The 24874-nt window shown below is 37.2% G+C and carries 27 protein-coding genes and 1 riboswitch; of the genes, 16 read left to right on the forward strand and 11 right to left on the reverse strand.

The window, feature by feature from the left end:
* The first annotated feature begins 25 nt into the window (after positions 1 to 25).
* Together RGQ13_RS16140 and RGQ13_RS16145 are read left to right on the forward strand one after the other, a co-directional pair.
* Complete coding sequence (locus tag RGQ13_RS16140) at positions 26 to 481, forward strand: tellurite resistance TerB family protein (RefSeq protein ID WP_348390770.1); 456 nt, start codon at positions 26 to 28, stop codon at positions 479 to 481.
* A gap of 79 nt (positions 482 to 560) precedes the next feature.
* A complete protein-coding gene (locus RGQ13_RS16145; protein ID WP_348390771.1) occupies positions 561 to 1565 on the forward strand; it encodes a CvfB family protein in 1005 nt (334 codons plus the stop codon).
* Positions 1566 to 1637: 72 nt separating this feature from the next.
* On the opposite strand, the gene RGQ13_RS16150 is transcribed toward RGQ13_RS16145, so the two are convergent.
* The 4 genes from RGQ13_RS16150 to RGQ13_RS16165 all read right to left on the reverse strand — a co-directional run bounded on the left by RGQ13_RS16150 (position 1638) and on the right by RGQ13_RS16165 (position 4875).
* Positions 1638 to 2399 carry a metal ABC transporter permease gene (locus tag RGQ13_RS16150; protein WP_348390772.1) on the reverse strand — a complete coding sequence of 254 codons (762 nt, stop codon included), beginning with the start codon at positions 2397 to 2399 and terminating at the stop codon, positions 1638 to 1640.
* 12 nt (positions 2400 to 2411) lie between these two features.
* The gene (locus RGQ13_RS16155) at positions 2412 to 3275 is read right to left on the reverse strand and encodes a metal ABC transporter solute-binding protein, Zn/Mn family (RefSeq protein ID WP_348393421.1); all 864 of its coding nucleotides are present in this window, start codon (positions 3273 to 3275) and stop codon (positions 2412 to 2414) included.
* Between the two features lie 40 nt (positions 3276 to 3315).
* On the reverse strand, positions 3316 to 4542 hold the full coding sequence (locus RGQ13_RS16160) for a hypothetical protein (protein ID WP_348390773.1): 1227 nt from the start codon (positions 4540 to 4542) through the stop codon (positions 3316 to 3318).
* 66 nt (positions 4543 to 4608) lie between these two features.
* Complete coding sequence (locus tag RGQ13_RS16165; RefSeq protein ID WP_348390774.1) at positions 4609 to 4875, reverse strand: hypothetical protein; 267 nt, start codon at positions 4873 to 4875, stop codon at positions 4609 to 4611.
* Positions 4876 to 5065: 190 nt separating this feature from the next.
* On the opposite strand from RGQ13_RS16165, the gene RGQ13_RS16170 reads away from it, so the two are divergent.
* Both RGQ13_RS16170 and RGQ13_RS16175 read left to right on the forward strand, forming a co-directional pair.
* The gene (locus tag RGQ13_RS16170; protein WP_348390775.1) at positions 5066 to 5488 is read left to right on the forward strand and encodes an MAPEG family protein; all 423 of its coding nucleotides are present in this window, start codon (positions 5066 to 5068) and stop codon (positions 5486 to 5488) included.
* Positions 5489 to 5500: 12 nt separating this feature from the next.
* Positions 5501 to 6307, forward strand: a complete 807-nt coding sequence (locus tag RGQ13_RS16175; RefSeq protein ID WP_348390776.1) for a crotonase/enoyl-CoA hydratase family protein — start codon at positions 5501 to 5503, stop codon at positions 6305 to 6307.
* A 37-nt stretch (positions 6308 to 6344) separates the two neighbouring features.
* Here the strand turns inward: RGQ13_RS16175 and RGQ13_RS16180 are convergent, their stop codons facing one another.
* Positions 6345 to 6611, reverse strand: coding sequence for a DUF1145 domain-containing protein (locus RGQ13_RS16180; RefSeq protein WP_348390777.1), 267 nt, complete (start codon positions 6609 to 6611; stop codon positions 6345 to 6347).
* Positions 6612 to 6667: 56 nt separating this feature from the next.
* Positions 6668 to 6994 (reverse strand): DUF2956 family protein, encoded by a 327-nt coding sequence (locus tag RGQ13_RS16185; protein WP_348390778.1) that lies wholly within the window; start codon positions 6992 to 6994, stop codon positions 6668 to 6670.
* Positions 6995 to 7224: 230 nt separating this feature from the next.
* Here RGQ13_RS16185 and RGQ13_RS16190 point away from each other — a divergent pair, with 230 nt between their 5' ends.
* Positions 7225 to 8346, forward strand: a complete 1122-nt coding sequence (locus RGQ13_RS16190) for a succinylglutamate desuccinylase/aspartoacylase domain-containing protein (protein WP_348390779.1) — start codon at positions 7225 to 7227, stop codon at positions 8344 to 8346.
* A gap of 275 nt (positions 8347 to 8621) precedes the next feature.
* Here the strand turns inward: RGQ13_RS16190 and RGQ13_RS16195 are convergent, their stop codons facing one another.
* A complete protein-coding gene (locus RGQ13_RS16195; RefSeq protein WP_348390780.1) occupies positions 8622 to 9272 on the reverse strand; it encodes a hypothetical protein in 651 nt (216 codons plus the stop codon).
* A 62-nt stretch (positions 9273 to 9334) separates the two neighbouring features.
* Positions 9335 to 9676, reverse strand: coding sequence for a hypothetical protein (locus RGQ13_RS16200; protein ID WP_348390781.1), 342 nt, complete (start codon positions 9674 to 9676; stop codon positions 9335 to 9337).
* A 191-nt stretch (positions 9677 to 9867) separates the two neighbouring features.
* Here RGQ13_RS16200 and RGQ13_RS16205 point away from each other — a divergent pair, with 191 nt between their 5' ends.
* On the forward strand, positions 9868 to 10269 hold the full coding sequence (locus tag RGQ13_RS16205; RefSeq protein ID WP_348390782.1) for a DUF6841 family protein: 402 nt from the start codon (positions 9868 to 9870) through the stop codon (positions 10267 to 10269).
* 78 nt (positions 10270 to 10347) lie between these two features.
* Here RGQ13_RS16205 and RGQ13_RS16210 read toward each other — a convergent pair whose 3' ends face one another.
* Together RGQ13_RS16210 and dapA are read right to left on the reverse strand one after the other, a co-directional pair.
* Positions 10348 to 10887: a DUF3237 domain-containing protein gene (locus tag RGQ13_RS16210; RefSeq protein WP_348390783.1), complete on the reverse strand. Its 540-nt coding sequence runs from the start codon at positions 10885 to 10887 to the stop codon at positions 10348 to 10350.
* 271 nt (positions 10888 to 11158) lie between these two features.
* Positions 11159 to 12073 (reverse strand): 4-hydroxy-tetrahydrodipicolinate synthase, encoded by a 915-nt coding sequence (gene dapA, locus RGQ13_RS16215; RefSeq protein ID WP_348390784.1) that lies wholly within the window; start codon positions 12071 to 12073, stop codon positions 11159 to 11161.
* Positions 12074 to 12205: 132 nt separating this feature from the next.
* A riboswitch (Lysine riboswitch) is annotated at positions 12206 to 12419 on the reverse strand.
* Positions 12420 to 12605: 186 nt separating this feature from the next.
* Between dapA and RGQ13_RS16220 the strand changes: the two genes are divergently transcribed.
* Positions 12606 to 13649: a methyltransferase gene (locus RGQ13_RS16220; RefSeq protein WP_348390785.1), complete on the forward strand. Its 1044-nt coding sequence runs from the start codon at positions 12606 to 12608 to the stop codon at positions 13647 to 13649.
* A 407-nt stretch (positions 13650 to 14056) separates the two neighbouring features.
* Entirely contained in the window at positions 14057 to 14779 is a 723-nt protein-coding gene (arcA, locus tag RGQ13_RS16225; protein WP_348390786.1) for a two-component system response regulator ArcA, read from the forward strand.
* 33 nt (positions 14780 to 14812) lie between these two features.
* Here the strand turns inward: arcA and RGQ13_RS16230 are convergent, their stop codons facing one another.
* Positions 14813 to 15145 (reverse strand): Hpt domain-containing protein, encoded by a 333-nt coding sequence (locus tag RGQ13_RS16230; protein ID WP_348390787.1) that lies wholly within the window; start codon positions 15143 to 15145, stop codon positions 14813 to 14815.
* Positions 15146 to 15517: 372 nt separating this feature from the next.
* On the opposite strand from RGQ13_RS16230, the gene folE2 reads away from it, so the two are divergent.
* The 8 genes from folE2 to RGQ13_RS16270 all read left to right on the forward strand — a co-directional run bounded on the left by folE2 (position 15518) and on the right by RGQ13_RS16270 (position 24786).
* Positions 15518 to 16444, forward strand: a complete 927-nt coding sequence (gene folE2, locus RGQ13_RS16235) for a GTP cyclohydrolase FolE2 (RefSeq protein WP_348390788.1) — start codon at positions 15518 to 15520, stop codon at positions 16442 to 16444.
* 515 nt (positions 16445 to 16959) lie between these two features.
* Positions 16960 to 21420, forward strand: coding sequence for a glutamate synthase large subunit (gltB, locus tag RGQ13_RS16240; protein ID WP_348390789.1), 4461 nt, complete (start codon positions 16960 to 16962; stop codon positions 21418 to 21420).
* 25 nt (positions 21421 to 21445) lie between these two features.
* Positions 21446 to 22888, forward strand: a complete 1443-nt coding sequence (locus RGQ13_RS16245) for an FAD-dependent oxidoreductase (RefSeq protein ID WP_348390790.1) — start codon at positions 21446 to 21448, stop codon at positions 22886 to 22888.
* A 208-nt stretch (positions 22889 to 23096) separates the two neighbouring features.
* On the forward strand, positions 23097 to 23402 hold the full coding sequence (locus RGQ13_RS16250; RefSeq protein WP_348390791.1) for a hypothetical protein: 306 nt from the start codon (positions 23097 to 23099) through the stop codon (positions 23400 to 23402).
* Complete coding sequence (locus tag RGQ13_RS16255) at positions 23403 to 23639, forward strand: DUF7661 family protein (RefSeq protein ID WP_348390792.1); 237 nt, start codon at positions 23403 to 23405, stop codon at positions 23637 to 23639.
* 47 nt (positions 23640 to 23686) lie between these two features.
* The gene (locus RGQ13_RS16260) at positions 23687 to 24058 is read left to right on the forward strand and encodes a hypothetical protein (protein ID WP_348390793.1); all 372 of its coding nucleotides are present in this window, start codon (positions 23687 to 23689) and stop codon (positions 24056 to 24058) included.
* A gap of 9 nt (positions 24059 to 24067) precedes the next feature.
* Positions 24068 to 24316, forward strand: a complete 249-nt coding sequence (locus RGQ13_RS16265; RefSeq protein WP_348390794.1) for a DUF2164 domain-containing protein — start codon at positions 24068 to 24070, stop codon at positions 24314 to 24316.
* Positions 24317 to 24333: 17 nt separating this feature from the next.
* The gene (locus RGQ13_RS16270; protein WP_348390795.1) at positions 24334 to 24786 is read left to right on the forward strand and encodes a YaiI/YqxD family protein; all 453 of its coding nucleotides are present in this window, start codon (positions 24334 to 24336) and stop codon (positions 24784 to 24786) included.
* Positions 24787 to 24874: the final 88 nt, after the last annotated feature.

Consider the following 24874-nt stretch of genomic DNA (forward strand, 5'->3'; position numbering starts at 1 on the left):
AAAAACACTTATAAGAACGCCTATTATGCTCACAAGAATCCGAATTTTTATTAGAAACCTACAACAAGACACCGTTGTAAATAACACCCTTTCCTTAGAAATTGCCACTGCTGTTCTATTGTTTGAAGTAATGCGTGCCGATCATAAATATGAAGACGAAGAAAAAGTAAAACTAATTGAGCTATTACAGCACCACTTTCAATTGGATAAAAGTGAAGTCAATGATGTCTTAGCTCTTGCAGAAGATGAATCACACCACGCTAATGACTTTTATCGCTACACCACTTTAATTAATGAGCAATACGAACTCAGTGATAGAATTAAAATTGTAGAATTATTATGGCAAGTTGCATACGCCGATGGACATTTAGATGTGATTGAAGAGCATATTATCAGGCGAATCGCTGATTTATTGCATTTACGCCATGGCGAATTTATTCAATGTAAACTAAAAGTGCAAAATCAGCATACTGACAAGTAAAAAGATATCACCTGATTTAAAGCTCCGTGGTACAATTGCGCGAAATACCCAATTACAACAGTAACCACTAGGAATTCCAATGGCCGACATAGGTAAAATCAATACGCTAAGAGTTGTTAAGCTCACAGAATTTGGCGCTTACTTAGATGGTGCTGATTTAGGTGAAATACTGCTACCAACACGCTATTTGCCAGAGGGTTGTGCAGAAGGTGATGATGTTGTTGTATTTATTTATTTTGATTCTAATGACCGCATAATCGCTACAACCGAAACACCTAAAGGCCAAGTCGACGATTTTGTAAGTTTAAAAGTAATACAGGTAAATGATACCGGTGCTTTTCTAGATTGGGGCTTACCTAAAGATTTGTTGGTGCCTTATAATCAACAACAGAACAAAATGGTTGTTGATAAGTACTATTTAGTTCGGATTTATCGTGACGTTCAAACTGATCGTATTGCGGCTTCGAGCAAATTAGATAAATATCTAGATATCTGGCCAGCGAACTATGAAATTGGTGAACGCGTTAATTTAATCATTGGTGATAAAACCGACCTTGGTTTCAAAGCAGTTATAAATGATAAGAATTGGGGTTTATTGTACGACAATGAGATATTTCAACCGTTAAGAGTTGGTAAAAATATCTTAGGTTATGTTAAAACTATGCGCAGCGATGGCCGAGTAGATTTAACCTTAACACGCCCTGGCATTGGTAAAGTAAATGACTTTGCCCCAACATTCATTGCCTACTTACAAGATAATGATGGTTTTAGTGCAATCAACGATAAAAGTTCACCAGAGCTTATTCAAAAAACCTTTGGTGTAAGTAAAAAAACCTTCAAAAGTACGATTGGTAATTTATTCAAACATGGCCGCGTTAGTATTGAAGCTGACGGTGTTCGTTTTATTAAAAACCCACAGCCGAAAAAACTAGGTGCAGTATCAAAACCGAATAAAGGTAAAGGCAGCCAAGATAAAAGTAGTGGTGGAAATTCCAACAAACCTTTTACTAAAAAGCCACAATCGAGTAAACCGAAAACTTATAATAAACCAGCTAGCAATAAAGCGAATCCGTACAAAAAATAGCTCTAAATAACGTTTGAGATTTTATTAATGAGATAAATGGGCGCCTTGGCGCCTATTTTTTTTAAGGAATGGTTAAGCCTTTATTAAAGAGAATTTATTCATCAGCAAAGTAACAATAACCGCCACCAGAGCTAATGCCCACACAATTGCCGCACCGCTTGGCAAATCCCATGTGGCAGATGCAACTAAACCAATTAAGTAAGCTAACACCCCGATAAGGTAAGCAAAGCGCATTTGAAACCTTATCAGTTTTACGGTAGCCAAGGCTGGAATAATCAAGGTACTGAATACCAGAAACACGCCAACCATTTGTACTGAACTAGTAATTGCAATAGCAAAAATAAAGTAAAACCACTTGCCAGATAATAGCCTTGGTTTAAACACCATAAGTGCAACAATAGCTGCATATAATACCATGTGCAGATATAAGTCAGAAAAGGTAACCCAGAGGATCTGCCCTGATAATACTTGTTTTAATAAATCACCGCCGTGCGGATCATTAGCTAGCAGTAAAAAAGCGCCTGTTGCCGACAATACATATAAACAGCCAATTAATGCTTCTAACTGCTGTTTAGCAAATCGTTCAAATAAGGCAATAATGCCTGCACCACTTAGAGCGAAAAAGGCTGCAACAATATAACTTGCTCCTGGTAGGTGATGACCAATATCAGTTGTTTGTACCACTACTGCGCCAAGCCCGGCAATTTGAGCAATGGCTAAATCAATAAATATAATACCGCGCTTTAATACCTGATATCCCAAAGGCACATGTGTGCTAAGCACTAATAGGCCAGCAACAAGAGCAGGTAGTAAAATATCGATTAATTCAACCATTAATTATTAGCCTTATTGTTTTTGCGATGCAAGTAATAGCATTGAAATATGCTGTTCCATCAGAGAAAATAGATCTTTAGCGTGTTTATTCCCCCCGACCGTATAAGGTAACTGTAGACTTAAAATATCGGTTTTATCCTGTAACCAGTTGGCGGCTTTTTCATCTTGATAGCCGGTGTAAACCACAAGCTTTACTTGTTGCTGTTTTACAATATCAAGCACACTGAGCAAATGTGAACTAGTTGGTGGTAAACCTGGCTTAGGCTCTAAGTCCCCTACTTGCTGCATGCCTAAAAATTCAAACATATACTTAAACGATGAATGATAGGCAATTACTTTTAGCCCCTTTAATGGTTTAGCCTGTTGTTGCCATTTAGCCGTGGCTGTTTGCCAACGTTTAATGAAATCATTTAGATTATGCTGATAAACCTCACTATTCTTAACATCTAATTGCACAAGTTTAGCTGTAAAGGCTGTTGCTAAATCAGCAACTCTAAACGGGTCTAAATGCACATGCGGATTACCTAATTCATGTACATCGCCCATAGAGCGATCTACCTTAACTGGTATATCTAAATTTTCAACATGATCAGAAGCTAAAAATAAGCCTTTTTCAGTAGATTGCACATCGAGGTTATTTGACTTCATTTGTAACATGGGCAACCACCCTATCTCTAAGTCGGCGCCAGCACAAATAACCACATCAGCACGGCGCATTTTAGAAATTAGGCTAGGCCTTGCTTGTACAAAGTGTGGGTCTTGTTTAGCTGTTGTCGCACTAAAGATATTTGCATCGTCTGCTGCCAGCTCTTTTGCCAATGCAGCATATTCAGGTTCGCAGGCAAATATATTCAGTTGTGCCTGTGCGGGTAGCATAGCTGCCAGCAGTATTGTACAAGCTAAGCCAAGCTTATGTTTAAAATTGATGTGCACCATGTGCTCCTAATGCCATATTAAATTGTAACGTCACTTGATCGTCTGTGAAGTGTTCTGTTGACTTATCTTGGCTGTACTGCAACCTTATTGTTGAAAAGTGCGAATGTCGATATTCTAACATTGCCGTAGATACTTTAGGCTTAAAACCATCTGAATATGGTTCATCAAAATCAATTTCAGAATAGCGTAAACCTGCCGCCCAATTAGGAGTGAATTGATACACACCACTCACATAGTAACCAGTGTGTTCAACGTCAATTTCATCATGATGATCTTCATCAAACACATTTATATGTTCTTCGTGTTCTTCTTCATGGTGTAACTCACCTTTTTCTTCAACCAAAAAGTACTCAGCCGAAAGCGTAAAATTTTGATATTTATAATTACCGTTCGGTGCCCATTTCCATGTAGCATCTACAATGTAATAATCTTTGTCACCGCTAAAGTCACAAGCGCCAAATGCTTCACCATGATCTTCTTCATGTTCTTCATCAAGAGCGTGTGGTTCGTGTTCATCTTCACCATGGTCATGGCTACTACAATGGGCTTCGTCATTTTTAAAACCAATATATGACGCCCCTACTTGCCAGCTATTAGATTCATTAAAGTCACCACCTGTTTTAACAAATAATGAGTGCGCACCTATGCCTTCACCATCGGAATAAGCAGGCATAGTTGCGCCTTTAAACACTTCGGTGCCTAGCTCAATATATGCGTCTGTTGGCGCTAACCAAGATAAACGAGCACCATCATCATAATAATGGCCATTCATAAATGCTCGATAAACTAATGGTCTGTCAGCAAAGCTGTCGGTGTGTGTATGCTTGCCATTTAAATAACCTACATTTGATAAAAATCGTCCAGCGCGAAAAGATAAATCATATGGCATAGCTGTGGTTTGAATAAATGCTTCTTCAAGTTCAACTTCAGTTTCACCATCATGCTCATCTAATACCATAGTTACTTTACCGAAAAACATATCATCGATAGGCGCACTAATAGCAATTTCTGTATGATCGGTCCAAAAACCGTTTTTTAAACCCGCGGCATGGTCATCAACACCGTAGCCGGCAATACCTTGAAAATCTTCACGGTCGGTATAACCAACATTGATAATAGCACTTACATTAATATCGTCTGTAGCTGCATTTACTTGCGCAGCCGCAACACCTAAAACTACCGCAGTAGTTAATTTACTTAATTTCATTAAATTGATCCTAAAAATTTGGTATTAAATTACTCAGCAAATGTTGAGTAACGTTAAAAATATAATTTATAGGGTGTTGGGCGGTGCTCGTGAAGAATAAAACCTAATGCTTACACTAAGTTTAGATAGGTACTGTGGTACATGGATTGAAGTCGAGTGATAAGGCTCTAGAGTTTGCAAATCGCCATCAATATTATAATCATCATCCATAACAGACGATAAACAAACCTGACAGTGAACATCTTCAATTGAAAAGTCGTGCTCGGCTAAATGACTACTTTGAGCTAACGGCGCAAACAATAAAATAGCTGCAAGAAGAATTGCAGATAACATCTTATTGTTTTGTTGGAAGCGTTTATAAATCATAGTCGTATAGTTTAGAGCGTTTTGTCGATTTAAAATGAAGGAACCTAACGTTTTGTTATAATATAACACTTTAGAAATTAAACCAAACTAATTTTGTTATGTCTGAGCTGAAAAATAGTATAGGCTGACCCTATCATAATAATAAAAGATAATAGATATGACGACATCACCTCTTGTTCTACCCATGATTACATTGATGGTGCTTACCGCAGTTGTTTGGGTATACATGTATATATTAAGGTTACGCTATGTTATCGCTCATAGAATCAGTGCTCAAAAACTAAATTCACCTGAAAAAATTCCAGAGCTCTTACCTGAAAAAATAAACAGGCCGGCGAATAATTTAAAAAACTTATTTGAGCTACCGGTAATTTTTTATGGGCTTATTCTTTTAGCATTAATCACCGAGTTAAATACACCAAGCATAACTTATTTAGCATGGGGGTTTGTTGGCTTGAGAATAATTCATAGTTTTATTCAATGTACCAACAATAACGTTATGCAAAGGTTTAAAGTGTACATGTTAAGCGCTATTTGTTTATGGGCTTTATTAGTAAATATTTTTATCATTTTAATTTAATGGAATAAGAAAGTGACTGAGCAACTAATTACCTTAAAGATCGAAAACAATATAGCAATGGTTCACTTAAATAGAGCTGATAAACATAATGCTATCGACATGGCAATGTTTCATGCATTAGATAAAGTAAGTAAAAAATTACGCAAAAACAAAGCAATAAGAGCAGTCTTTTTGTGTGGCAATGGCGAAGATTTTTGTAGTGGCTTGGATGTAAAGTCAGTGATGAATGAGCAATCGAACATTCTAAAGTTACTTTTCAAATTCATACCTGGCAGTTCAAATCTCGCGCAAAGAGTCAGTACTAACTGGCGTAAAATTCCAGTGCCAGTTGTGGCCATAATTCAAGGACGATGTTGGGGTGGTGGATTACAAATAGCCCTTGGCGCCGACTTTAGAATAACTTCGCCAGATGCTTCTTTATCGATTATGGAAGCTAAATGGGGACTTATTCCTGATATGGGAGCAAACCTTGCACTTAGAGAGTTAGTTAACATTGATGTTGCCAAGCAATTAGCAATGACCGGAAAAACAATTACTGCCGAGCAAGCGCTTAATTACGGATTAGTCACACAAGTTACTGATGACCCCTATCAAGCAGCGATTGAATTTATTGAGCCATTTATAGAGCGTTCACCCGACTCTGTCGCCGCAGTTAAAAAGCTTTATAACAATAACTGGAATAAAAAGTCTTGGCATATGCTCGCTAAAGAGAGTTGGTATCAAATAAAAGTTATACTAGGAAAAAATCAACAGCGAGCTGTAAAAAAACAACTAAAGCCAGATCAGGCTAAAGATTTTGACAACCGACAAAACTGGTAGTTTTATCGATTGTTGATTCAGCTATCAGGGTAACTGACTAAGCTTTTTTATCAGCTTTTTTATCAGCTTTTTTCTTAGTTAAGTGTAAAAGATGAACGCCGCCAAATATAAATATTTGCAGGTAATGCTTCATGTTGTCACCTTCAGCTTCTTCTACTCTTTTCTTGAATAGAATACATTCAACTAAATGAGCTATAGGTAACACGATAAGCACCCAATGAAGAATGCTCTCTAAGCCTTGTTCAAATGGCACAACTAAATTGTAAAAACAGGCTAACCACAAAGCCACAATGATTAATTTCATATACACTCCTAAAAAATTTCGTTAATTTTAAGCCAAATAACATCTTTGTAGCAAGTTTATATACTCAATACAATATAAGCAGCAAAACCTAGCCAAGATAGGCCTAGCAAAAGCCAAGGTAACTTCGATTGTTGTATTTCTTGGGCAGCCGTTTCAGTTGCTTCGCTATTTAGCAGCTTAGCTTTTTTCTGTTTTTTCTTAGCTTTATCAGCATCTCTAGCTTTTACTTTTTGCTGTTTTTTATATTGCTCAATGCCCTTTTGGATACCTTGCGCAATTAACTTTGTTTGCTCTTTAGTTTGTCCAGGTTTTTGTGTGCTTTTAGCAATTACCTCTGCAGACTTTACCGTTTCAGCAGATGGACCTTTAATATTTTGATTCAAATTTTTTACTCTTAATCATAAAGTGAAGTAATCGGTAAAATACAAACTGAGCAAAATAACTTACCTTCCCTTCATAGTTGAATAACAGACTTTAAACTAAGACCAAAGATAAAAAAAGAAAAATCAACGCCTGGATAATAACAACATCAAGATAAGCGTTAACTCAAATTGATTACAGCACTCAAACACCGTAACATCATACAAATATGTACCTCTAATCTGGCTAATCCATGAATAAATTTTTCAAAGAACATTTAACTGTCGCATCGAACGCGTCGGGACGAAAAATGCACGTCCCAATTTATCGCTTCAAAGGGGAAGAGCCAGGCCCTAAAGTGTATATTCAAAGCTCGATACACGGCGCAGAAGTACAAGGGAATGTGGTTATCTATCACCTTATCGAATACTTGAAAACCACCAAGATCCGCGGGGAAATAGTTTTGGTACCTAACTGTAATCCAGTCGGCACTAATATCAAATCTGGTGAATATACCTTAGGACGCTTCGATCCCATCAACGGTCAAAATTGGAATCGTGGCTATTACTTTAAAGAAGAGTTAATTAACGACTTTGTTGATACGGTAACTGCAGATGATTCATTTGAACAGGTAAAGCATGCCTTTAGGCAGCAAGTAAAAAAAGCCATCGAAGCCGAGCTGAGTAAAACTTGGGGAATTGGTTTAGCTCCGCGTTTAAATCTTCAATTACAAGCCCAAGCGTTTGATGCCGATATCGTGATTGATCTGCATAATGGTCCAGTGGCAACTCGCCATATTTATGTGCCGGAATATGCCAAAGAATCGGCGAAACATTTTAATATTCCACATGTGATATTCATTCCCAATCAATTTAATGGCGCGTTGGATGAGGCCATGTTTTGTCATTGGTGGACGTTGGCTGACAAGCTTTCTAAAAAATTTCCGCAACAAAAATGGCAGATCCCAGTTGAAGCATTTACCTTGGAAATGGGCAGCCAGGAAGTCATTGACTTTGACTCTGGAAGTTATGATGCCAAGGGTATTTTGACCTACCTGAATTATAAGAACAGCCTTATTGACGCGAACCTTAAACCAGAAAACATTAATCGATATGCGGTATTTCTTAAAGATTATAAAATTTTATACACCCAAGAAGGTGGAATTATAGAATACAAAGTTAAACCCGGACAGCACGTAAAACAAGGTGAAGTACTGGCGAAAGTACTAAATGTAGATGACTTAGATAATGACAATGCGGTAAGTTATATTTATGCACCTGAAGATCTAATCGCCATCCTACACTTTCCCTCTGCGTCGGTATTATGTGGCACGCAATTGTATAAATGTTTTATTAATTATTTTCCGTTACCTTAATAAGCATTATTTTCTGAAAAGGATATTTTAGTCAGATTATGCGACGCACTGACGATTTATTGATACATAAAAGCAGCCCTAATTAGACTATTTTGTGCCATAAGCGGAAGTAGAAAAAATGCGCCGTCATCCCACACGAGTGGAGCGAGATGAGGGACCTCCTTCAATGATTCTGTGGGTCTGCAAAGTGCCAATCGGAGACGGTCGCTAACGCCACAATCTTCGGTTTGTAATAGTTTGCTAAAGTGTGAAACGAAGTGGAATCGAGCAAACTGTTACGGGTCCGACTTTATTGCTTTAGCTTTACTCTCCAGCAAATACAAACTTAATTTAGTAATGAGTAAGAACGAAACTATTTGGAATAATGAAAAATACATGGCAATTATCGATTGCTCTTTATTAAAGGCATTCAATGCTTGTTTTTTATTTTTCAATTCAACATTTTCCCGATACATATCAATGTCGGATTGAGATGGTTCAAAAAGTTTGTAAGCTCCAGAATTCAGTTTGTATTGAATTAAAACTCCTTGACGCCAATAAATTATTTGAGCAAAGCCTCTATTGTTTTTTTCAGCGTGATCCTTGTACGTTAGCTGAAATATCTCTGCAGAGTTAACTTTTTCTGTTGCCATTGCGTTAAGTAAATTATCTGTAGCTATCAATGTTTGACTAGAAAATACATGTAGTCCAATGGATAAACAAAAAATAAATAAAAATTCATTTATTGTGGTCGCTGGTTTCTTAGCTTTTTCTGTTCCATTGGCACAATCAGTCAGCGACTTTGCATAACCAATTGGTAATAAAATGGACAACAAGATTATTAAAAACCAATTTACAATCCAATTACTGATTAAAATTGGAAAAATAAACTTTCCAATAAATGGAATAAAAAAAAGAATGTAGCAAATAGCCAATAAATACTTCATTACTCTCCTGTAAAGCTAACAGATTATTAAAAAGCCTATGACAGCTTCTCGTTCATAAGAGCCTAATTAATTTGTAAAACTTGATATTGAGCATTATGGTTTTGAGGCCCTTTTAATTGATGTAAAACTACGACTACACTATTCATGTCAGCTTTTACTTCAGCGTGCCTACCGTAGATAACTTTGAACTTGTTGTCGGCTAATTCACCGCTCAATACTTTTTTAACATCCAACTCATATAAGTAGAATGTAGCCCAAGCATCACACCCTCCATCAATACACATCTTAGTGGACTCAACACCAGTATCAGAAAGGAATTTCAAATCAGCCACGACTTTCAAATCTTCAGATGAATACGCACTTAATGATATTAAGGCGCTTAACACTAGTGCGATGAATTTCATTGAGTTCTCCGTTCTGCCAATGACCGCTGCTCCCTCAAAGCCGCCATAGAGCAGCTTTAAATATTTGTAAATATACAATACATGATGTTATTGTAAAATAACAAGTTTTTAGTAATAGTCCCCGATCACTCAAGGCGGTTAATTATCGTTGTTACTTTATAGAGTCAGAGGATATATCGAGCTTATTAAATATGAAAAATTTAGAAATTAGCCAGTTCATTCACGAATATTGTAGAGCCTTCCGTCCAGGTAATATTAATGAAATAATAAAGTATTTTCATTATCCGACGACCATGCTAGTCAACGGAATGAACATACATGTTGCAAGCTCTGTTGAGCTGGAACCTTTACTAAGCAGTGGGCTTTCTGATATGAAATCTAAAGGTTTTTCATATAGTAAAATTCAAGATTTATATATCCATAGCTTGTCGGAAAAGATTGCCATTGTTAGTGCAAGTTACATACGATTCAAATCCGACGATACTGCACTCGAAGAAATTGCTGCTACGTACACTATTTTTAAGGACTCTGAGTTGGGGTGTGGAATAGTAACTATTATTGCCCATGAATTAGATAAAGTGATAGGTAAGTAATATAATGAAACTTTCACAGGCTGCTGTGAGCGAATTACAGACGATTTAATCATTATGATCTAACATCCTATATTCTAGTTAGGGTTTTACAATATAAACATCGTATTTCACATAACTAACATTAGCTCCAGTCTCTACCCATTTATTAATAAAAACAGCATCATTCATCCACATGTATTTCTCACTAGTGGTATGAAAAGTAGGGCTAGTAATGAAGTAAGCATCAGTACCTGAAGTTGCTTGTCCTTTCTCACGTTTTTCAGCACCAGTTTTATAGAGCTTGGTGCGACCTGTATACTTAATGTAAATAAGAGAGTTATCATCCATTCTAATTGTGCATCGAACATCAAGCATTCTAGAGCCGTTGGGGAGAACCTCTAACCAATCCCCACAAGGGTTAATGAGCTTCCCTGTCGATCCATCTGTAGTTGTCAACCATCCACTGGTCACATTAAAAATAAAGCGGTTTTCATCAACTTTCTGTGCTGGTGCAAGATTGGCCTGATAACTCATTACGTACTCAAGAGTCGGTGCAGATGGACTTTTAGCGAACACATTTTGTACATCATATATAGTTATGACGATTAACGTGAAGCTAACGAACATTAAACGTAGCATCGATATTTCTCCAAGTTCAACCTTCGGACTCGATGTTGCATATTCTTTATCAAAATACTTTCTTCGAGGTTGAAATAATTGAATCACTGTTAATTGAGTTTTAATTCACAATTAACGGTTAGTATAGAATATTTTTCTTTTGCTTTATTTTTAAATAATAAAGTTGTTTCAAATATATAATTACAATCAATCTATGACCGCTATTGGCACAAAGCTGGCCACCTCGCCAGCGTTGAACACTTGTTTTTTGAGCGTTATTCTTTAAGTTTAATTACTTAACCAAACGTAAATTAGTACGGCTTTGGCAAAGCCAATCGGTAATAGCTGAATCTGCTGCTAATATTGCTTTATCTGATTCAAGTTCTAAATGAGTTAGAGGCGCACGTAAAGTTGGCGTATTTAGCACTGCTTGTTTGTGCATTAACACTTTTACAGGAACAGGGTTTGCCACTTCAAACAATGAAGATATAGCGTTATTCCATACAGGAACAAGGTTAGTGCCTTCGCCGGCTAATGATTTTTGCACATATAAATTTGTGGCTTCTGGCCATGCATTAGCACATACAGAAACTAAGCCAATTGCCCCAACAGGAGCTAGATAAGGTATAAGAGTATCTTCGCCAGAAAACATTTTCATTTTTGGCGCAGCGGCTGCATAGGCCAGAAACTCATTAATGTCACCGCTGGCTTCTTTCATCGCCCATAAATTTTCATGTTCTGCTAAGTTTTTAACTGTTTGTGCTGGAATGCTAATACCAGCGCGCGATGGTACGTTGTATAACATACAAGGATATTTTGCTGCATCTAGTAATGCAGTAAACCATTGAGTCTGCCCTATTACACCTGGTTTTGCATAAATAGGTGCAGTTAATAAATAGCTGTGTACGGGTAATTTATTACAAGCGTTAATCCACTCAATTTGATCTGGAAGATTAAATGCCCCTACAGAAACCATTAAAGGTACTGTGGGTTTTAAGTCGCAAACAAACTTTACTATGTTTAATTGTTCACTTTGTCCAATGGCAAGGCCTTCACCTGTACTACCACAGATTAAAATACCATTACCCGCTTGTTGTTGGTCGTCGACAATTTTTGCCAAACAGTCATAGTCTACTGCGCCATCTTGATCAAAAGGCGTAACTAATGCGGTCCATAGGGAAAAATCATTTAGTTGAAACGTTGTCATATTAAATCTCATTACTTATTAATAATATAGCTATTATCAATTTTTATTATTAAGCATATTTATACCGAACACATAATTAGTGGAATTGGTATTAGAGAAAGGGAGAGAGGAATTTGCACAGCTGTAAGTGCAAAAACCAGAAGCTCTCCACTTAAACTTAAACCGCCTACCTTGTTATGGAAGTTGATTATGTGCTGTTAAGTGACAGCCGAAGGGATTCAACCCATTCGTCCGACACAAGTGTTACCTTTTTCACTTATGCCTCGGCGTTAATCCCCCTCATTATCTATCATAGGGATAAGGCCCCTAAAGATAACTACCTGGTTAACGCTCCTCTTCTGAACCCTAAAATTAGGGTCGTTCAATGTTGGCTATTTAATCATCTAGTTAATTCTTTTTCAATGTTTTGGCCCTGAAAAAGTGAATCAATTTGGGAATATGATATATAACTGCGCTGTTTTATGATTATTTCCTTTACTAATCTATGCTTAATTAAGAAAATAGCGTTTAAATATTTAATTGAGTTTACTTAATGTCATTATCCAATCCATCACAACTGTTACTTAGAAACGAAGATTTACTAGAAAGTACCAATCCACTAGTTGTTGGTTGTCCTGATAATGAATTTTTTACTCATCTGCAAAGCGCTGCGCCACAAGCAACTGTTAGCTCCTACAATGTTAATTTTGCAGAATATCAAAGCATCAGCGCAAAACATGGAAGTAAGATCAGCTGTCAATTTAGTGAGCAGTACAAAACAGAACAATCACACGACTTGGTGATTATCTATTTTCCAAAATCGAAAAAAGAATATCAGTTTTTGCTCGCTATGCTGGCACCAACACTAACTGAAAATGCTGTAATTTTAGTAGTTGGTGAAAAAAAGGGTGGTGTTAAGTCGGCTATAAAATTAAGTACTGATTATACTCTCAACTCTAGTAAAGTAGACTCTGCAAGACATTGCTTTTTATTTGACATTACCTTTAATAACCATGTTCCTGAATTTAATTTAGACTCTTGGTATGAACGATTTAGCTTAACTATAAATAATACTGAAATTCAGGTGGCATCATTGCCTGGAGTGTTCAGTAACGGCGAACTAGATAATGGTACTCGTTTATTGTTAGAAAAATTACCCAGCAAAATTTCAGGTAAAGTGTTAGATTTTGGCTGTGGTGCAGGCATTATTGGTTGTTTTGTTAAAAAATTATACCCTAACACTGAAATAGAAATGCTTGATGTAAATGCATTAGCCATTGCTAGTGCGAATAAAACCCTTCAACTAAATAATTTATCGGCAAAGGTTTATGCATCTGATGGGTTATCTAATGTAAGTGGTAAATACAATGCAGTATTATCAAACCCGCCATTCCATCAAGGTATTAAAACTAATTACCATGCAACAGAGCTGTTTTTAAAGAGCATCAAGAAGCACCTGCTAAAAAATGCCACGCTAACAATTGTTGCTAATAATTTTCTAAAGTATGCTCCAATTATTAAAGCAGAGATTAATCAACCTGAATTATTAGCCAATGAAAAAGGGTTTGCCATTCATCATTGCCAACATAAATCTTAGTTGCAGCTTTTAACTAAAGTAACCAACAGCTTAAAAGATCGTTAATTAGAGGTTAATAGCTACAAGCTATTAACCTAAATGCAATCGTATATTTTCCAAATTCATCTATAACTAACCTAAAAAACCCTTGCTGTTTACAATTTGTTGCAAATTCAATTTTTCCACATTCAATTTTGATACATTTATTTAACGTTATATTTCATAAGCTTAAGTCGAAAACAGACTACCTCATTTACATATTTTAACTTACATTTTTACAACAATTTCACCATTGTATACTTGGCCACTTGCTCTATCATATGCAACATATATTTTTGAACAGAAAATTGATTGTCTGAAATAGCAACGTTTTCTGAACAACAAGTAAGCAACCCTTACTTGTTAAAGTTTATTTTAAAGAGGTAGATATGATCAACCAAGCACAAACTAAAATTTTAATCGTTGAAGATGAAGAAGTAACACGTTTAAACCTAAAGAACTTATTTGATGCTGAAGGTTACAATACTTTAATTGCAGCAAATGGCGAAACCATGAGTCAGCAATTACAAGATAACGACATTGATTTAGTATTAATGGACATCAATCTTCCTGGCAAAAATGGTTTATTACTAGCTCGTGAGTTGATTGAAAATAAAAATACTGGCTTAATCTTTATCACTGGTCGCGATAGCGATGTAGATAAAGTATTAGGTTTAGAAATTGGTGCCGATGATTATATCACCAAGCCATTTAACCCTCGCGAGTTAACTATTCGTGTACGTAATTTATTAAAACGTATGTCACAATCTGAAAAATCAGCACCTGCGGTAGATACTGCGATGATTCAATTCAATGAATGGCAATTAGATCCTAACTCTCGTCAAATGACGTCACCACAAGGTAATACTTTCCCTATTCCTCGTGGAGAATATAGAGCGTTGCGTTTATTAATGGCTAATCGTGGAAAAATCGTAACTCGTCAAGATCTTATTCAAGAAATGACTGGTCGTGATTTACGTGAAAATGACCGTACTGTAGATGTAACAATTCGCCGTTTACGTAAGCATTTTGAAACAGATGCAGCTAGCCCAGAATTTATTAACACCATTCATGGTGAAGGCTATCGTTTTGTTGGCAATTTAAACGCTTAATTACCACCATCGCTTTAAATGAAAATGGCTAGCTTACGCTAGCCATTTTTGTATCTGTTCTATACTAATTTTATTCAGTTCTTGCAACTCATCTAAATCTTTCGCTAACAATACAAATTCTTGTTTAGAGTATTCTGCATTGCCAGCTTTAGCAAAAACTTGCTTCAAGCCAGTATTACCCGATGCCGACTTTAAAATATGGCAACTTTCTTGCCAAAGGGTATAATCTTGATTTTTGATCGCATCCCTTAATTGATTTAAATATATTTCTGATTGTTCAATGTATAAATCAACGGTTTGATTAAACACTTCGCTTCCCAACACATCCATGTACTGTTTAATTAATTCTTTATCAAGAAATTCCATTACTTCTTCTCCGGGAAATATCTAAGTGAAACTTAATTATTAAATAATTTAAAAAAACATAGCATGAAAAATAATCATTTGCTGCAATAAAATACAGCAGTTACTAACAAAGTACATTTTCGCAACTAAATACTCACAACATCTTAGTTATGTTAACGTTCTAATACAGTTAAATCGCCTCCAATCATTGATTTTAGCTTGTAATTCATTCAAAATAGCCGACCTTTTTTACTTGGTCTTTAAAAAAGCATATAAGTTTTTCTTTTAAACTCTAAAAAAAGATAAAACAATTGGCGAAATTCCGTTAAAATATGCGCCTTAAAAACACAGCAATTTGTAAATTAACGAATACTTACAGGAAATACGATCGATATGTCTACATCAATGCCAGATATAGCCAACCAAACCGCGGCGCAAACCGAAGGTACTCTTGATAGAGTGGGTATGGGTAATATTGAGATGCCAGTAATGGTTGCAGCTAAAGATGAAGCAGAGCGAATGGTATCTGCTCATATTGATGCTTTTGTTAATTTGAATGATCCAAAAGCGAAAGGCATTCATATGTCACGCTTGTACTTATTGCTTGACGATTTAGCAAGTAACAACACTCTTACTTACCAAGCACTAACTGATTTGCTTAACGAGTTTATTAGTTCGCATGCAGACTTAAGCGATACCGCACTGGTTAAGTTTAGTTTTGATTACCCTATGCGAAGAGAAGCATTAATCAGTGGTAAAAAAGGCTGGCGTGTATACCCTGTAACTATTGTCGGTAAAATTGAACAAGGTAAATTTGATATTGAACTATGCATTGATATTGCCTATTCATCTACTTGTCCATGTTCAGCAGCTCTTGCTCGCCAATTGATTCAACAAGCTTTTGCCAGAAAATTTGAACAACAAGACAGTGTTGCTAAAGAAGACGTCCAGCAATGGCTTGGAACTACTGAAGGCATTGTTGCAACACCGCATAGCCAGCGCTCTATTGCTGAAATCAAAGTTAAACTAAATTCACAGGTAAGCTCTTTCCCAATTACCGACATTGTTGATACTGTCGAAGCTTCATTACAAACTCCCGTGCAAGCAGCAGTTAAGCGTGAAGATGAGCAAGAATTTGCTCGTTTAAATGGTCAAAATTTAATGTTCTGTGAAGATGCTGCTCGTCGTGTTCAACATGCAATGAATTTAATTGAAGGCTATGATGACTTTTGGGTTAAAATTAACCACCTTGAATCTTTACATGCTCATGATGCAGTAGCCATAACTACTAAAGGGATTAAAGACGGGTATAAAGCTTAAATTTTACTTTAACCTTATAGTCAACTTTATAACATCCATGTTAAATTGGCATTCCTTCTTCCCTGAAGTGAGCCAATTTTATAACATCCATGTTAAATTGGCATTCCTTCTTCCCTGAAGTAAAAAGCAGCTTAATTACTGCTTTTTTTATGTCCAAAAGCCAATCTGTATAATAATTCACCACTTCGGTATAACTAAATAATTAATTTTTTATTTATTTTTAGCCCAAATGGAATAACAAGCAAAAGTTTCCATAGTTGGGAACAAATCTTTCATACCCTTATTTTTACTGGTTTTTGTAAAAAACTAAAAAAATAGCTTTCATACAAATGCTCGAAAATACCGACAATACCTGAAGAGTAATAACTCTAATTTCTGTTGACCTTTGCCTAACATCCTTATATCTTAGAAAGTTCCCCCGTTGGGATTTGCAATAATTATTCACCTTTTAAATATTAATATTCTATTTATTGCGTAGGAAATCGCCAACGAGAAAGTATTCAGGAGAACAATGCATGCAACTTTATGATCCCAATTTTCAAAAAGATAATTGTGGTTTTGGTTTAATCGCCCATCAAGAGGGTGAAACGAGTCATAAGCTAATTAAAACTGCGATTTCAGCATTAGATCGTATGCAACATCGTGGTGGTATCGCTGCAGATGGTAAAACTGGCGATGGCTGTGGTTTGCTAATGCAAAAACCAGACAGTTTTTTTAGAGCAATTGCAGAAGAAAACAATTGGAACTTAAGTGCTAAATACGCCGTTGGTACCGTTTTCTTAAATCCTGACCCTGTAAAAGCTGAGCTTTCGAAAAAAATTCTAAGAGAAGAACTCGAACAAGAAACTCTAGAAATCGTGGGCTGGCGTGTTGTGCCTACAGATTTGAATGTATTAGGTCCAATTGCTAAAGGTAATTTACCAGGCATTGAGCAAGTTTTTGTTAATGGCCCTTCTGGATGGCAAAACCAAGATTTTGAACGTCGACTCTACATGGCAAGACGCCGAGCTGAAAAACGCATTGAAGACAGCCGTTTTTATGTTGCTAGCTTATCGTGTTTAGTAACTATCTATAAAGGCTTGGTAATGCCGAAAGATTTACCAAACTTTTATTTAGATTTAGCCGATATTCGTATGCAATCAGCAATTTGTGTATTTCATCAGCGTTTTTCAACTAATACCTCACCACAGTGGCACCTTGCCCAACCATTTAGATATTTAGCCCATAATGGTGAAATTAATACCATTAGTGGTAACCGCCAATGGAGTCGTGCACGTACTTACAAGTTTAAAACTCCACTAATTCCTGATTTACAATCTGCAGCACCTTTTGTAAACGAAAGTGGCTCAGATTCATCATCATTAGATAATATGCTTGAGCTATTTATGTCTGGCGGTATGGATTTATACCGAGGTATGCGTTTATTAATGCCACCAGCATGGCAAAATAATCCGGCAATGGATGATGATATTCGAGCATTCTATGAGTTCAACTCTATGCATATGGAGCCTTGGGATGGTCCGGCAGGTATTGTAATGACCAATGGTCGTCATGTGGCCTGTAATCTAGATCGAAATGGTTTACGTCCTGCCCGTTATGTACGAACTAGAGATGGTTTTATCACTCTTGCCTCAGAAGTTGGTATTTGGGATTACGGTGAAGATGAAGTAATAGAAAAAGGTCGTGTTGGGCCAGGTGAAATGCTTTCAGTTGATACCTACACAGGTAAACTACTGAAATCTAGCGATATTGACGATGATTTAAAAGCTCGTCACCCATATCGAGAATGGCTAAATAATAATATTCGTCAGCTAGTTCCGTTTGACAAGTTAGAAGCGGAACAAATCGGTCAAAGGGTATTTACCGATCAGCAGATGAATGAATATCATAAATTGTTTAATTACTCATACGAAGAAATTCAGCAAGTAATTAAAACTATGGCTGAAAACGGTCAAGAAGCTACCGGCTCTATGGGTGATGATACACCAATGGCGGTATTATCAAGTAAATCACGTACATTGTACGATTACTTCCGTCAGCAGTTTGCCCAAGTAACTAATCCTCCAATAGATCCATTACGTGAACGATTTGTCATGTCTTTGGCTACCTCTGTTGGCCGTGAACACAATGTGTTCAATGAAACTACGGGACACGCTGATCGTGTACAATTTGATACTCCGGTATTAATGTACACTGGTATTAAACAGCTTCGTGAATTTGATCCTGAGCATTATCATTCTGAAACAATCTGTCTGAATTATTCAGCAAGCGAAGGCTTACAACAAGCAATTGAGCGCATTTGTGACGAATCTGAGAGCTTAGTTCGTGACAAGAATACAGTTATTCTGATTTTATCAGATCGTGAAATTGCTAAAGATAAGTTACCAATTCCGGCAGCTATGGCTGTGGGCGCAGTACAAAAACGTTTGGTTGATCAAAATTTGCGTTGTGATTCAAACATAGTTATCGAAACAGCGTCTGCTCGTGACCCTCATCACTTTGCCGTATTGTTTGGTTTAGGTGCTACCGCGGTTTATCCATTTATGGCTTACGAAACTATCGAAGTTTTAGTCGAGCAAGGCCAAATTGATGTTCCAGTAAGACAAGCAGTTGAAAATTACCGTAACGCTATTAATAAAGGGTTGTTGAAAATCCTATCTAAAATGGGTATTTCAACTATTGCTAGCTACCGTTGTGCTGGATTGTTTGAAACAATTGGTTTGTCTGATGAGATCATGGATTTATGTTTCCCTGGCATTCAAAGCCGAATTCAAGGCAGTAAATTTAAAGACATTGAACAAGATAATATTAACCTTGCTCGAAAAGCTTGGTTACCGCATCAAAAAATTACCCATGGCGGCTTATTAAAATACGTTCATGGCGAAGAGTATCACTGTTTTAACCCTGATGTAGTATCTAGCTTGCAACGTTCGGTGCAAACTGGCAATTACGAAGATTACAAAGTGTATGCTGATGCTGTTAACTCAAGACCTCCGGCAACATTAAGAGATTTAATCGGCTTTAAAGCAGATACTGACTCAATCAAAATTGATGAAGTTGAAGCTGACACTGAAATGTTTAAACGTTTCGATAGCGCAGCAATGAGTATTGGCGCATTGAGCCCTGAAGCTCATGAAGCATTAGCCATTGCAATGAACCGCTTAGGTGGTTATTCAAACTCAGGTGAAGGTGGTGAAGACGCGAGTCGTTTTGGTACGGTACGTAACTCACGTATTAAACAGATTGCTTCAGGTCGTTTTGGTGTAACTCCGCATTACTTAGTGAATGCTGATGTATTACAAATTAAGGTAGCACAAGGTGCTAAACCAGGTGAAGGTGGTCAACTACCCGGCGATAAAGTAACTCCGTTAATCGCGAAACTACGTTTCTCGGTACCAGGTGTAACGCTTATCTCTCCGCCGCCACATCATGATATTTATTCAATTGAAGATTTAGCACAATTAATTTTCGATTTAAAGCAAGTAAACCCTAAGTGTATTGTTTCGGTGAAGTTAGTGTCTGGTCCTGGCGTTGGTACTATTGCCTCAGGCGTTGCCAAAGCTTATGCCGACTTTATTACAATTTCAGGCTATGACGGCGGTACCGGTGCAAGCCCGTTAACTTCGGTTAAATATGCAGGTTGCCCTTGGGAATTAGGTTTAGCTGAAGCACATCAGTCGCTAGTGGCCAATGGCTTACGCCATAAAGTGCGTTTACAAGTTGATGGTGGTTTAAAAACTGGTGTTGATATTGTTAAAGCTGCAATTTTAGGCGCAGAAAGCTTCGGTTTTGGTACTGCACCGATGGTTGCATTAGGTTGTAAATTCTTACGCATTTGTCACTTAAACAACTGTGCAACCGGTATTGCTACCCAAGATCAATTGTTACGTGATGAATACTTTAAAGGTTTACCCGACCAAGTAATGAATTACTTCCGCTTTATTGCGCAAGAGGTTCGCGAAATACTAGCAACATTAGGTGTGGCATCATTGACCGAATTAATCGGTCGCACTGATTTACTAGAATTACTTTCAGGCGTAACAGCTAAGCAACAAAACCTAGACCTATCTGGCATAGTGGCACCTGTTGTAGCACCTGAACATACCGCTCTTTATCAAATTGAAGCTAACCCTGCATTTGATAAAGCAGTATTAAACAACAGTATTTTAGCGCAAGTTCAAGATGCGATTCTCGAGAAATCTGGCGGTGATTATTACTTTAACAGTAAAAATACTGACCGTTCAGTTGGTGCCCTAATTTCAGGAGAAATTGCTCGCCATCACGGTAATCAGGGGATGAGCTCGAACCCAATACACCTACACCTAACAGGTACTGTAGGGCAATCATTTGCGTGTTGGAATGCTGGTGGCCTTAATATTACACTAACTGGTGATGCTAACGACTACGTTGGTAAAGGTATGGCTGGTGGTACAGTAACCATTATGCCGCCAAAAGGTGTGACTTATCAAACTCACTTAACACCAATTATGGGAAATACCTGTTTGTATGGTGCGACCGGTGGGCATTTGTATGCTGCTGGTACTGCAGGTGAGCGATTCGCGGTACGCAACTCTGGCTGTAATGCTGTAGTTGAAGGTGCTGGCGATCATGCTTGTGAATATATGACTGGCGGTATCGTAACCATTATTGGTCAAGTTGGGCTTAACTTTGGTGCCGGTATGACTGGTGGTTTTGCCTATGTGCTTGATGAAGCGGATGATTTAGATTCACGCTTAAACGGCGAATCTATTGAAATTCTAGAGCTTAATGATTTGTCGATTCATCAAGAGCATCTTCGTGGTCTTATTAACCACCACTTTGAAGAAACAGGCAGTCTTAGAGCAGAATTTATTCTCGAGAATTTCAGCGATTTTGCACCGAAATTTAAACTAATAAAACCAAAAGCCACTGATGTTAAAACATTATTAGGCCATCGCAGCCGTTCATCAGCTGAGTTAAGAGTACAGGCCCAGTAGGCACGTTTTATAGGTAGGAAAGTTTATGAGTAAAAATGTTTATCAATTTATAGATGTAAAAAGAATTGATCCACCGAAAAAAGCTATCGATTTACGAAAAGCTAATTTTGTAGAGATTTATCAGCCCCTAAGTGATGATCAAAGTGCTGGTCAAGCAGATCGTTGTTTAGATTGTGGTAACCCTTATTGTGAATGGAAGTGTCCAGTACACAACTATATTCCACAATGGCTGGAGTTAGTTACTGACGGTAAAATTTTAGAAGCAGCTGAACTTTGTCACGAAACCAATTCATTGCCTGAAATGTGTGGTCGAGTATGTCCACAAGACAGATTATGTGAATCAGCATGTACCTTAAATGACGAGTTTGGTGCAGTAACTATCGGTAATATTGAAAAATATATTACTGACTCAGCGTTCGCCCAAGGCTGGACTCCAGACTTAAGTCATGTGGTGTCTACAGGCAAAACGGTTGCAGTTATAGGTGCAGGCCCGGCAGGTTTGGCTTGTGCTGATGTGCTAACACGTAACGGCGTAAAAGCTGTCGTATATGATAAACAAGCAGAAATTGGTGGCTTACTAACCTTTGGTATTCCATCATTTAAACTTGAAAAAGATGTTGTTGTACGTCGTCGCAAAATATTTGAAGGTATGGGTATTGAGTTTAAGCTTAATACAAATGTTGGTACGGACATTAGCTTTAGCGACATTAGCGAACAATATGATGCAGTATTTTTAGGTTTAGGCACTTACACCGACATGACTGGTGGTTTTGATAATGAAGCCGCTCCAGGGGTGTACAGCGCGTTAGACTACTTAATCGCAAATACTCAAAAAACCATGGGCATTACCGAAAACGTTAAACCTTATACAAGCTTTGCCGATAAAAAAGTTATTGTCTTAGGTGGTGGTGATACCGCAATGGACTGTGTACGCACAGCTGTTCGTCAAGGTGCTACAGAGGTAACTTGTGCTTACCGTCGTGATAAAGCAAATATGCCGGGATCACCACGCGAAGTACAAAACGCAATTGAAGAAAGTGTTAATTTTGAATTTAACATTCAGCCTTTAGATGTAGCTGTTGATGAACAAGGTAAAGCGTGTGGCGTTAAGTTTGTAAAAACTCAGCTTGGCCAACCAGATACTAATGGCCGTCGCAGCCCAGAGCCTATTGAAGGTAGCGAGTTTGTTATGGAAGCAGATGCAGTAGTAATTGCCTTTGGTTTCTTACCTAGCCCACCACAATGGATGAAAGATGCCGGTGTTGAAATTGATTCTCGTGGCCGTGTTTTAGCCACTGAAAAATCGAGTTTTGCTATGCAAACCAGTAAACAAAATATCTTTGCTGGTGGTGACATGGTGCGCGGTTCAGACTTGGTTGTTACTGCTATAGATGAAGGTCGAAAAGCAGCAATGGGCATATTAGATTTTGTTTTAGCAGAAGAGTTAATTCAAATACAGCAAGCTTAATTTTCAAGTTAGAAAACTATCATCAAGGCGGGTTTACCCGCCTTTTTTGATCATGGATGAGCTATATGCAGAATTCCCATGGATGGGAAATATTCTGTTTTGTACCTATTATTCCAAGTCCATTAAATAATTAGTGACTGTCTCTTTTATTGATAAGTTGGTTGCAAATAAGTAAGGTAGGTTTAAAAAATAATAAGACAAGTTAATAATGAAAAAACAAATTAAAAAATTATCACCTCACCAAAACGGTAAAGTATTCGGAATTTTGATGGCGGTTGCTACCTTACCAATGTTTATTCCGATGTTTTTAATGATGATGGCAGTGTCACCAAGCATGGATGCCACAGGAAACCAAATTGCCTTTCCATCATCTATGATGATTATCTTTCCATTTTTCTATCTAATATTTGGCTATATCTCTGTTGCAATTATGTGCCTAGTTTATAATTTCATACAAAAGTTCATCGGTGGGTTTGAATATGAAACCAGTGAGCAGCAAACTGCGGAGCTATAAATGCAGAAACCCAATAAACTTATATTTGATGTATTCGGTAAAAAAATGTCGGTCCATAGGAAAAATAATGAATGGTTATTATTTATCGAATCAGATGTTGGCATGCGCGTAAGAGTTTATGATGTTATCATCCCCGCAGATCTAGAGGTGGCTAAATTAGGCACTTATCTTGATGATATTTATCATGAATATTCTAGTGATAAGCATCCAAAAGTTTTGCTATTGAAAGACTTTTAATTTCAAGTTTAATATTATGATAAAAAATACTAAGCGTCATGCTATGCTTGACTTTAACTTCATGTAGTTCATTAGAAGTTAGAACTAATGCCGGCCCATTCTTACGGGGAGAAATTAGTTCTAACGTGGTTGAGCAATATACTTTACAAGAAATAAGGCGCTATGGTGGTGACTCTCTAGCTAGCGTTACCTCTTCACAATGCATACATCAAGTAGAAAAGCAGGTAACAAAGTCTGATCATTTACCTGCAAATAATCAATTTTCAAAATCTCATTTGATCAGAGAATTGCAAGTAAATACCCAATTTCAAGGCGGCAACGCTCTTGTGGTAAATAGCTGTAACATTGCTGCAAATGCTGACTGTTACAAGTATATGCAATGTAATGGCAGCGCATACTGGGTAGAGAGTGGTAAATAAGGATTAAAGTTGTCTACAATTAAGTTTTCAACAGCACAAAAAGATGGTTTAGTGCTAAAACTGCAACGCTACTTTGAAGCAGAACTCGATCAAGAATTAGGTCAATTTGATGCTGAATTTCTATTAGATTTTTTTGCCAAAGAAATGGGCGCCGTTTATTATAACCAAGGGTTGTATGACGCTCAGGCAATATTAAATGATAAAGTAGCCGACATTTCTGATGCTATTTATGAAATAGAAAAACCTACTGATATTTAAACCGAGGCATAGAAGTTATGAAAATTTGGGTGGATGCCGATGCTTGTCCAGTAGTAATTAAAGAGATTTTATTTAAAGCAGCCGACCGAACACAATTACAAATCACTCTATTTGCTAACCATGCAATGCGAATTCCCCCTTCAAAATACATCTCTTTTGTACGAGTGTCTTCTGGTTTTGACGTTGCCGACGATGAAATCGTCAAACGAGTAGAGCAAGGCGACTTAGTGGTTACTCAAGATATCCCACTTGCTTCCGAAGTAATCGATAAAGGTGCTACAGCGTTAAACCCTAGAGGCGAACTTTACACTACAAGTAATATTCGCGCTCGTTTAAACATGCGAGACTTTATGGATACTATGCGAGCCAGTGGTGTTCAAAGCGGTGGACCACCGCCATTAAACCAAGCTGATAGACAAGCCTTTGCGAATAATTTAGACAGGTTAATTACTAAATATAAACAAAGCTAAATTATAGAATTAAATAAAGCGAATACTTGTTGATTTTTAATTAAAAGATTATGGTAAATAAACTTAAAATAATAACAAAAGTAAGCGC

Source organism: Thalassotalea psychrophila, from assembly GCF_031583595.1.
Lineage (GTDB): Bacteria > Pseudomonadota > Gammaproteobacteria > Enterobacterales > Alteromonadaceae > Thalassotalea_A > Thalassotalea_A psychrophila.

Coding starts and splice junctions, on each gene's coding strand:
- RGQ13_RS16145 (WP_348390771.1), top strand. CDS start 561: ATGGCCGACATAGGTAAAATCAATACGCTAAGAGTTGTTAAGCTCACA.
- RGQ13_RS16165 (WP_348390774.1), bottom strand. CDS start 4,875: ATGTTATCTGCAATTCTTCTTGCAGCTATTTTATTGTTTGCGCCGTTA.
- arcA (WP_348390786.1), top strand. CDS start 14,057: ATGATCAACCAAGCACAAACTAAAATTTTAATCGTTGAAGATGAAGAA.
- RGQ13_RS16245 (WP_348390790.1), top strand. CDS start 21,446: ATGAGTAAAAATGTTTATCAATTTATAGATGTAAAAAGAATTGATCCA.
- RGQ13_RS16220 (WP_348390785.1), top strand. CDS start 12,606: ATGTCATTATCCAATCCATCACAACTGTTACTTAGAAACGAAGATTTA.
- RGQ13_RS16195 (WP_348390780.1), bottom strand. CDS start 9,272: ATGAAGTATTTATTGGCTATTTGCTACATTCTTTTTTTTATTCCATTT.
- gltB (WP_348390789.1), top strand. CDS start 16,960: ATGCAACTTTATGATCCCAATTTTCAAAAAGATAATTGTGGTTTTGGT.
- RGQ13_RS16210 (WP_348390783.1), bottom strand. CDS start 10,887: ATGCTACGTTTAATGTTCGTTAGCTTCACGTTAATCGTCATAACTATA.
- RGQ13_RS16270 (WP_348390795.1), top strand. CDS start 24,334: ATGAAAATTTGGGTGGATGCCGATGCTTGTCCAGTAGTAATTAAAGAG.
- dapA (WP_348390784.1), bottom strand. CDS start 12,073: ATGACAACGTTTCAACTAAATGATTTTTCCCTATGGACCGCATTAGTT.
- folE2 (WP_348390788.1), top strand. CDS start 15,518: ATGTCTACATCAATGCCAGATATAGCCAACCAAACCGCGGCGCAAACC.
- RGQ13_RS16200 (WP_348390781.1), bottom strand. CDS start 9,676: ATGAAATTCATCGCACTAGTGTTAAGCGCCTTAATATCATTAAGTGCG.
- RGQ13_RS16250 (WP_348390791.1), top strand. CDS start 23,097: ATGAAAAAACAAATTAAAAAATTATCACCTCACCAAAACGGTAAAGTA.
- RGQ13_RS16140 (WP_348390770.1), top strand. CDS start 26: ATGCTCACAAGAATCCGAATTTTTATTAGAAACCTACAACAAGACACC.
- RGQ13_RS16170 (WP_348390775.1), top strand. CDS start 5,066: ATGACGACATCACCTCTTGTTCTACCCATGATTACATTGATGGTGCTT.
- RGQ13_RS16150 (WP_348390772.1), bottom strand. CDS start 2,399: ATGGTTGAATTAATCGATATTTTACTACCTGCTCTTGTTGCTGGCCTA.
- RGQ13_RS16255 (WP_348390792.1), top strand. CDS start 23,403: ATGCAGAAACCCAATAAACTTATATTTGATGTATTCGGTAAAAAAATG.
- RGQ13_RS16180 (WP_348390777.1), bottom strand. CDS start 6,611: ATGAAATTAATCATTGTGGCTTTGTGGTTAGCCTGTTTTTACAATTTA.
- RGQ13_RS16230 (WP_348390787.1), bottom strand. CDS start 15,145: ATGGAATTTCTTGATAAAGAATTAATTAAACAGTACATGGATGTGTTG.
- RGQ13_RS16160 (WP_348390773.1), bottom strand. CDS start 4,542: ATGAAATTAAGTAAATTAACTACTGCGGTAGTTTTAGGTGTTGCGGCT.
- RGQ13_RS16155 (WP_348393421.1), bottom strand. CDS start 3,275: ATGCTACCCGCACAGGCACAACTGAATATATTTGCCTGCGAACCTGAA.
- RGQ13_RS16205 (WP_348390782.1), top strand. CDS start 9,868: ATGAAAAATTTAGAAATTAGCCAGTTCATTCACGAATATTGTAGAGCC.
- RGQ13_RS16190 (WP_348390779.1), top strand. CDS start 7,225: ATGAATAAATTTTTCAAAGAACATTTAACTGTCGCATCGAACGCGTCG.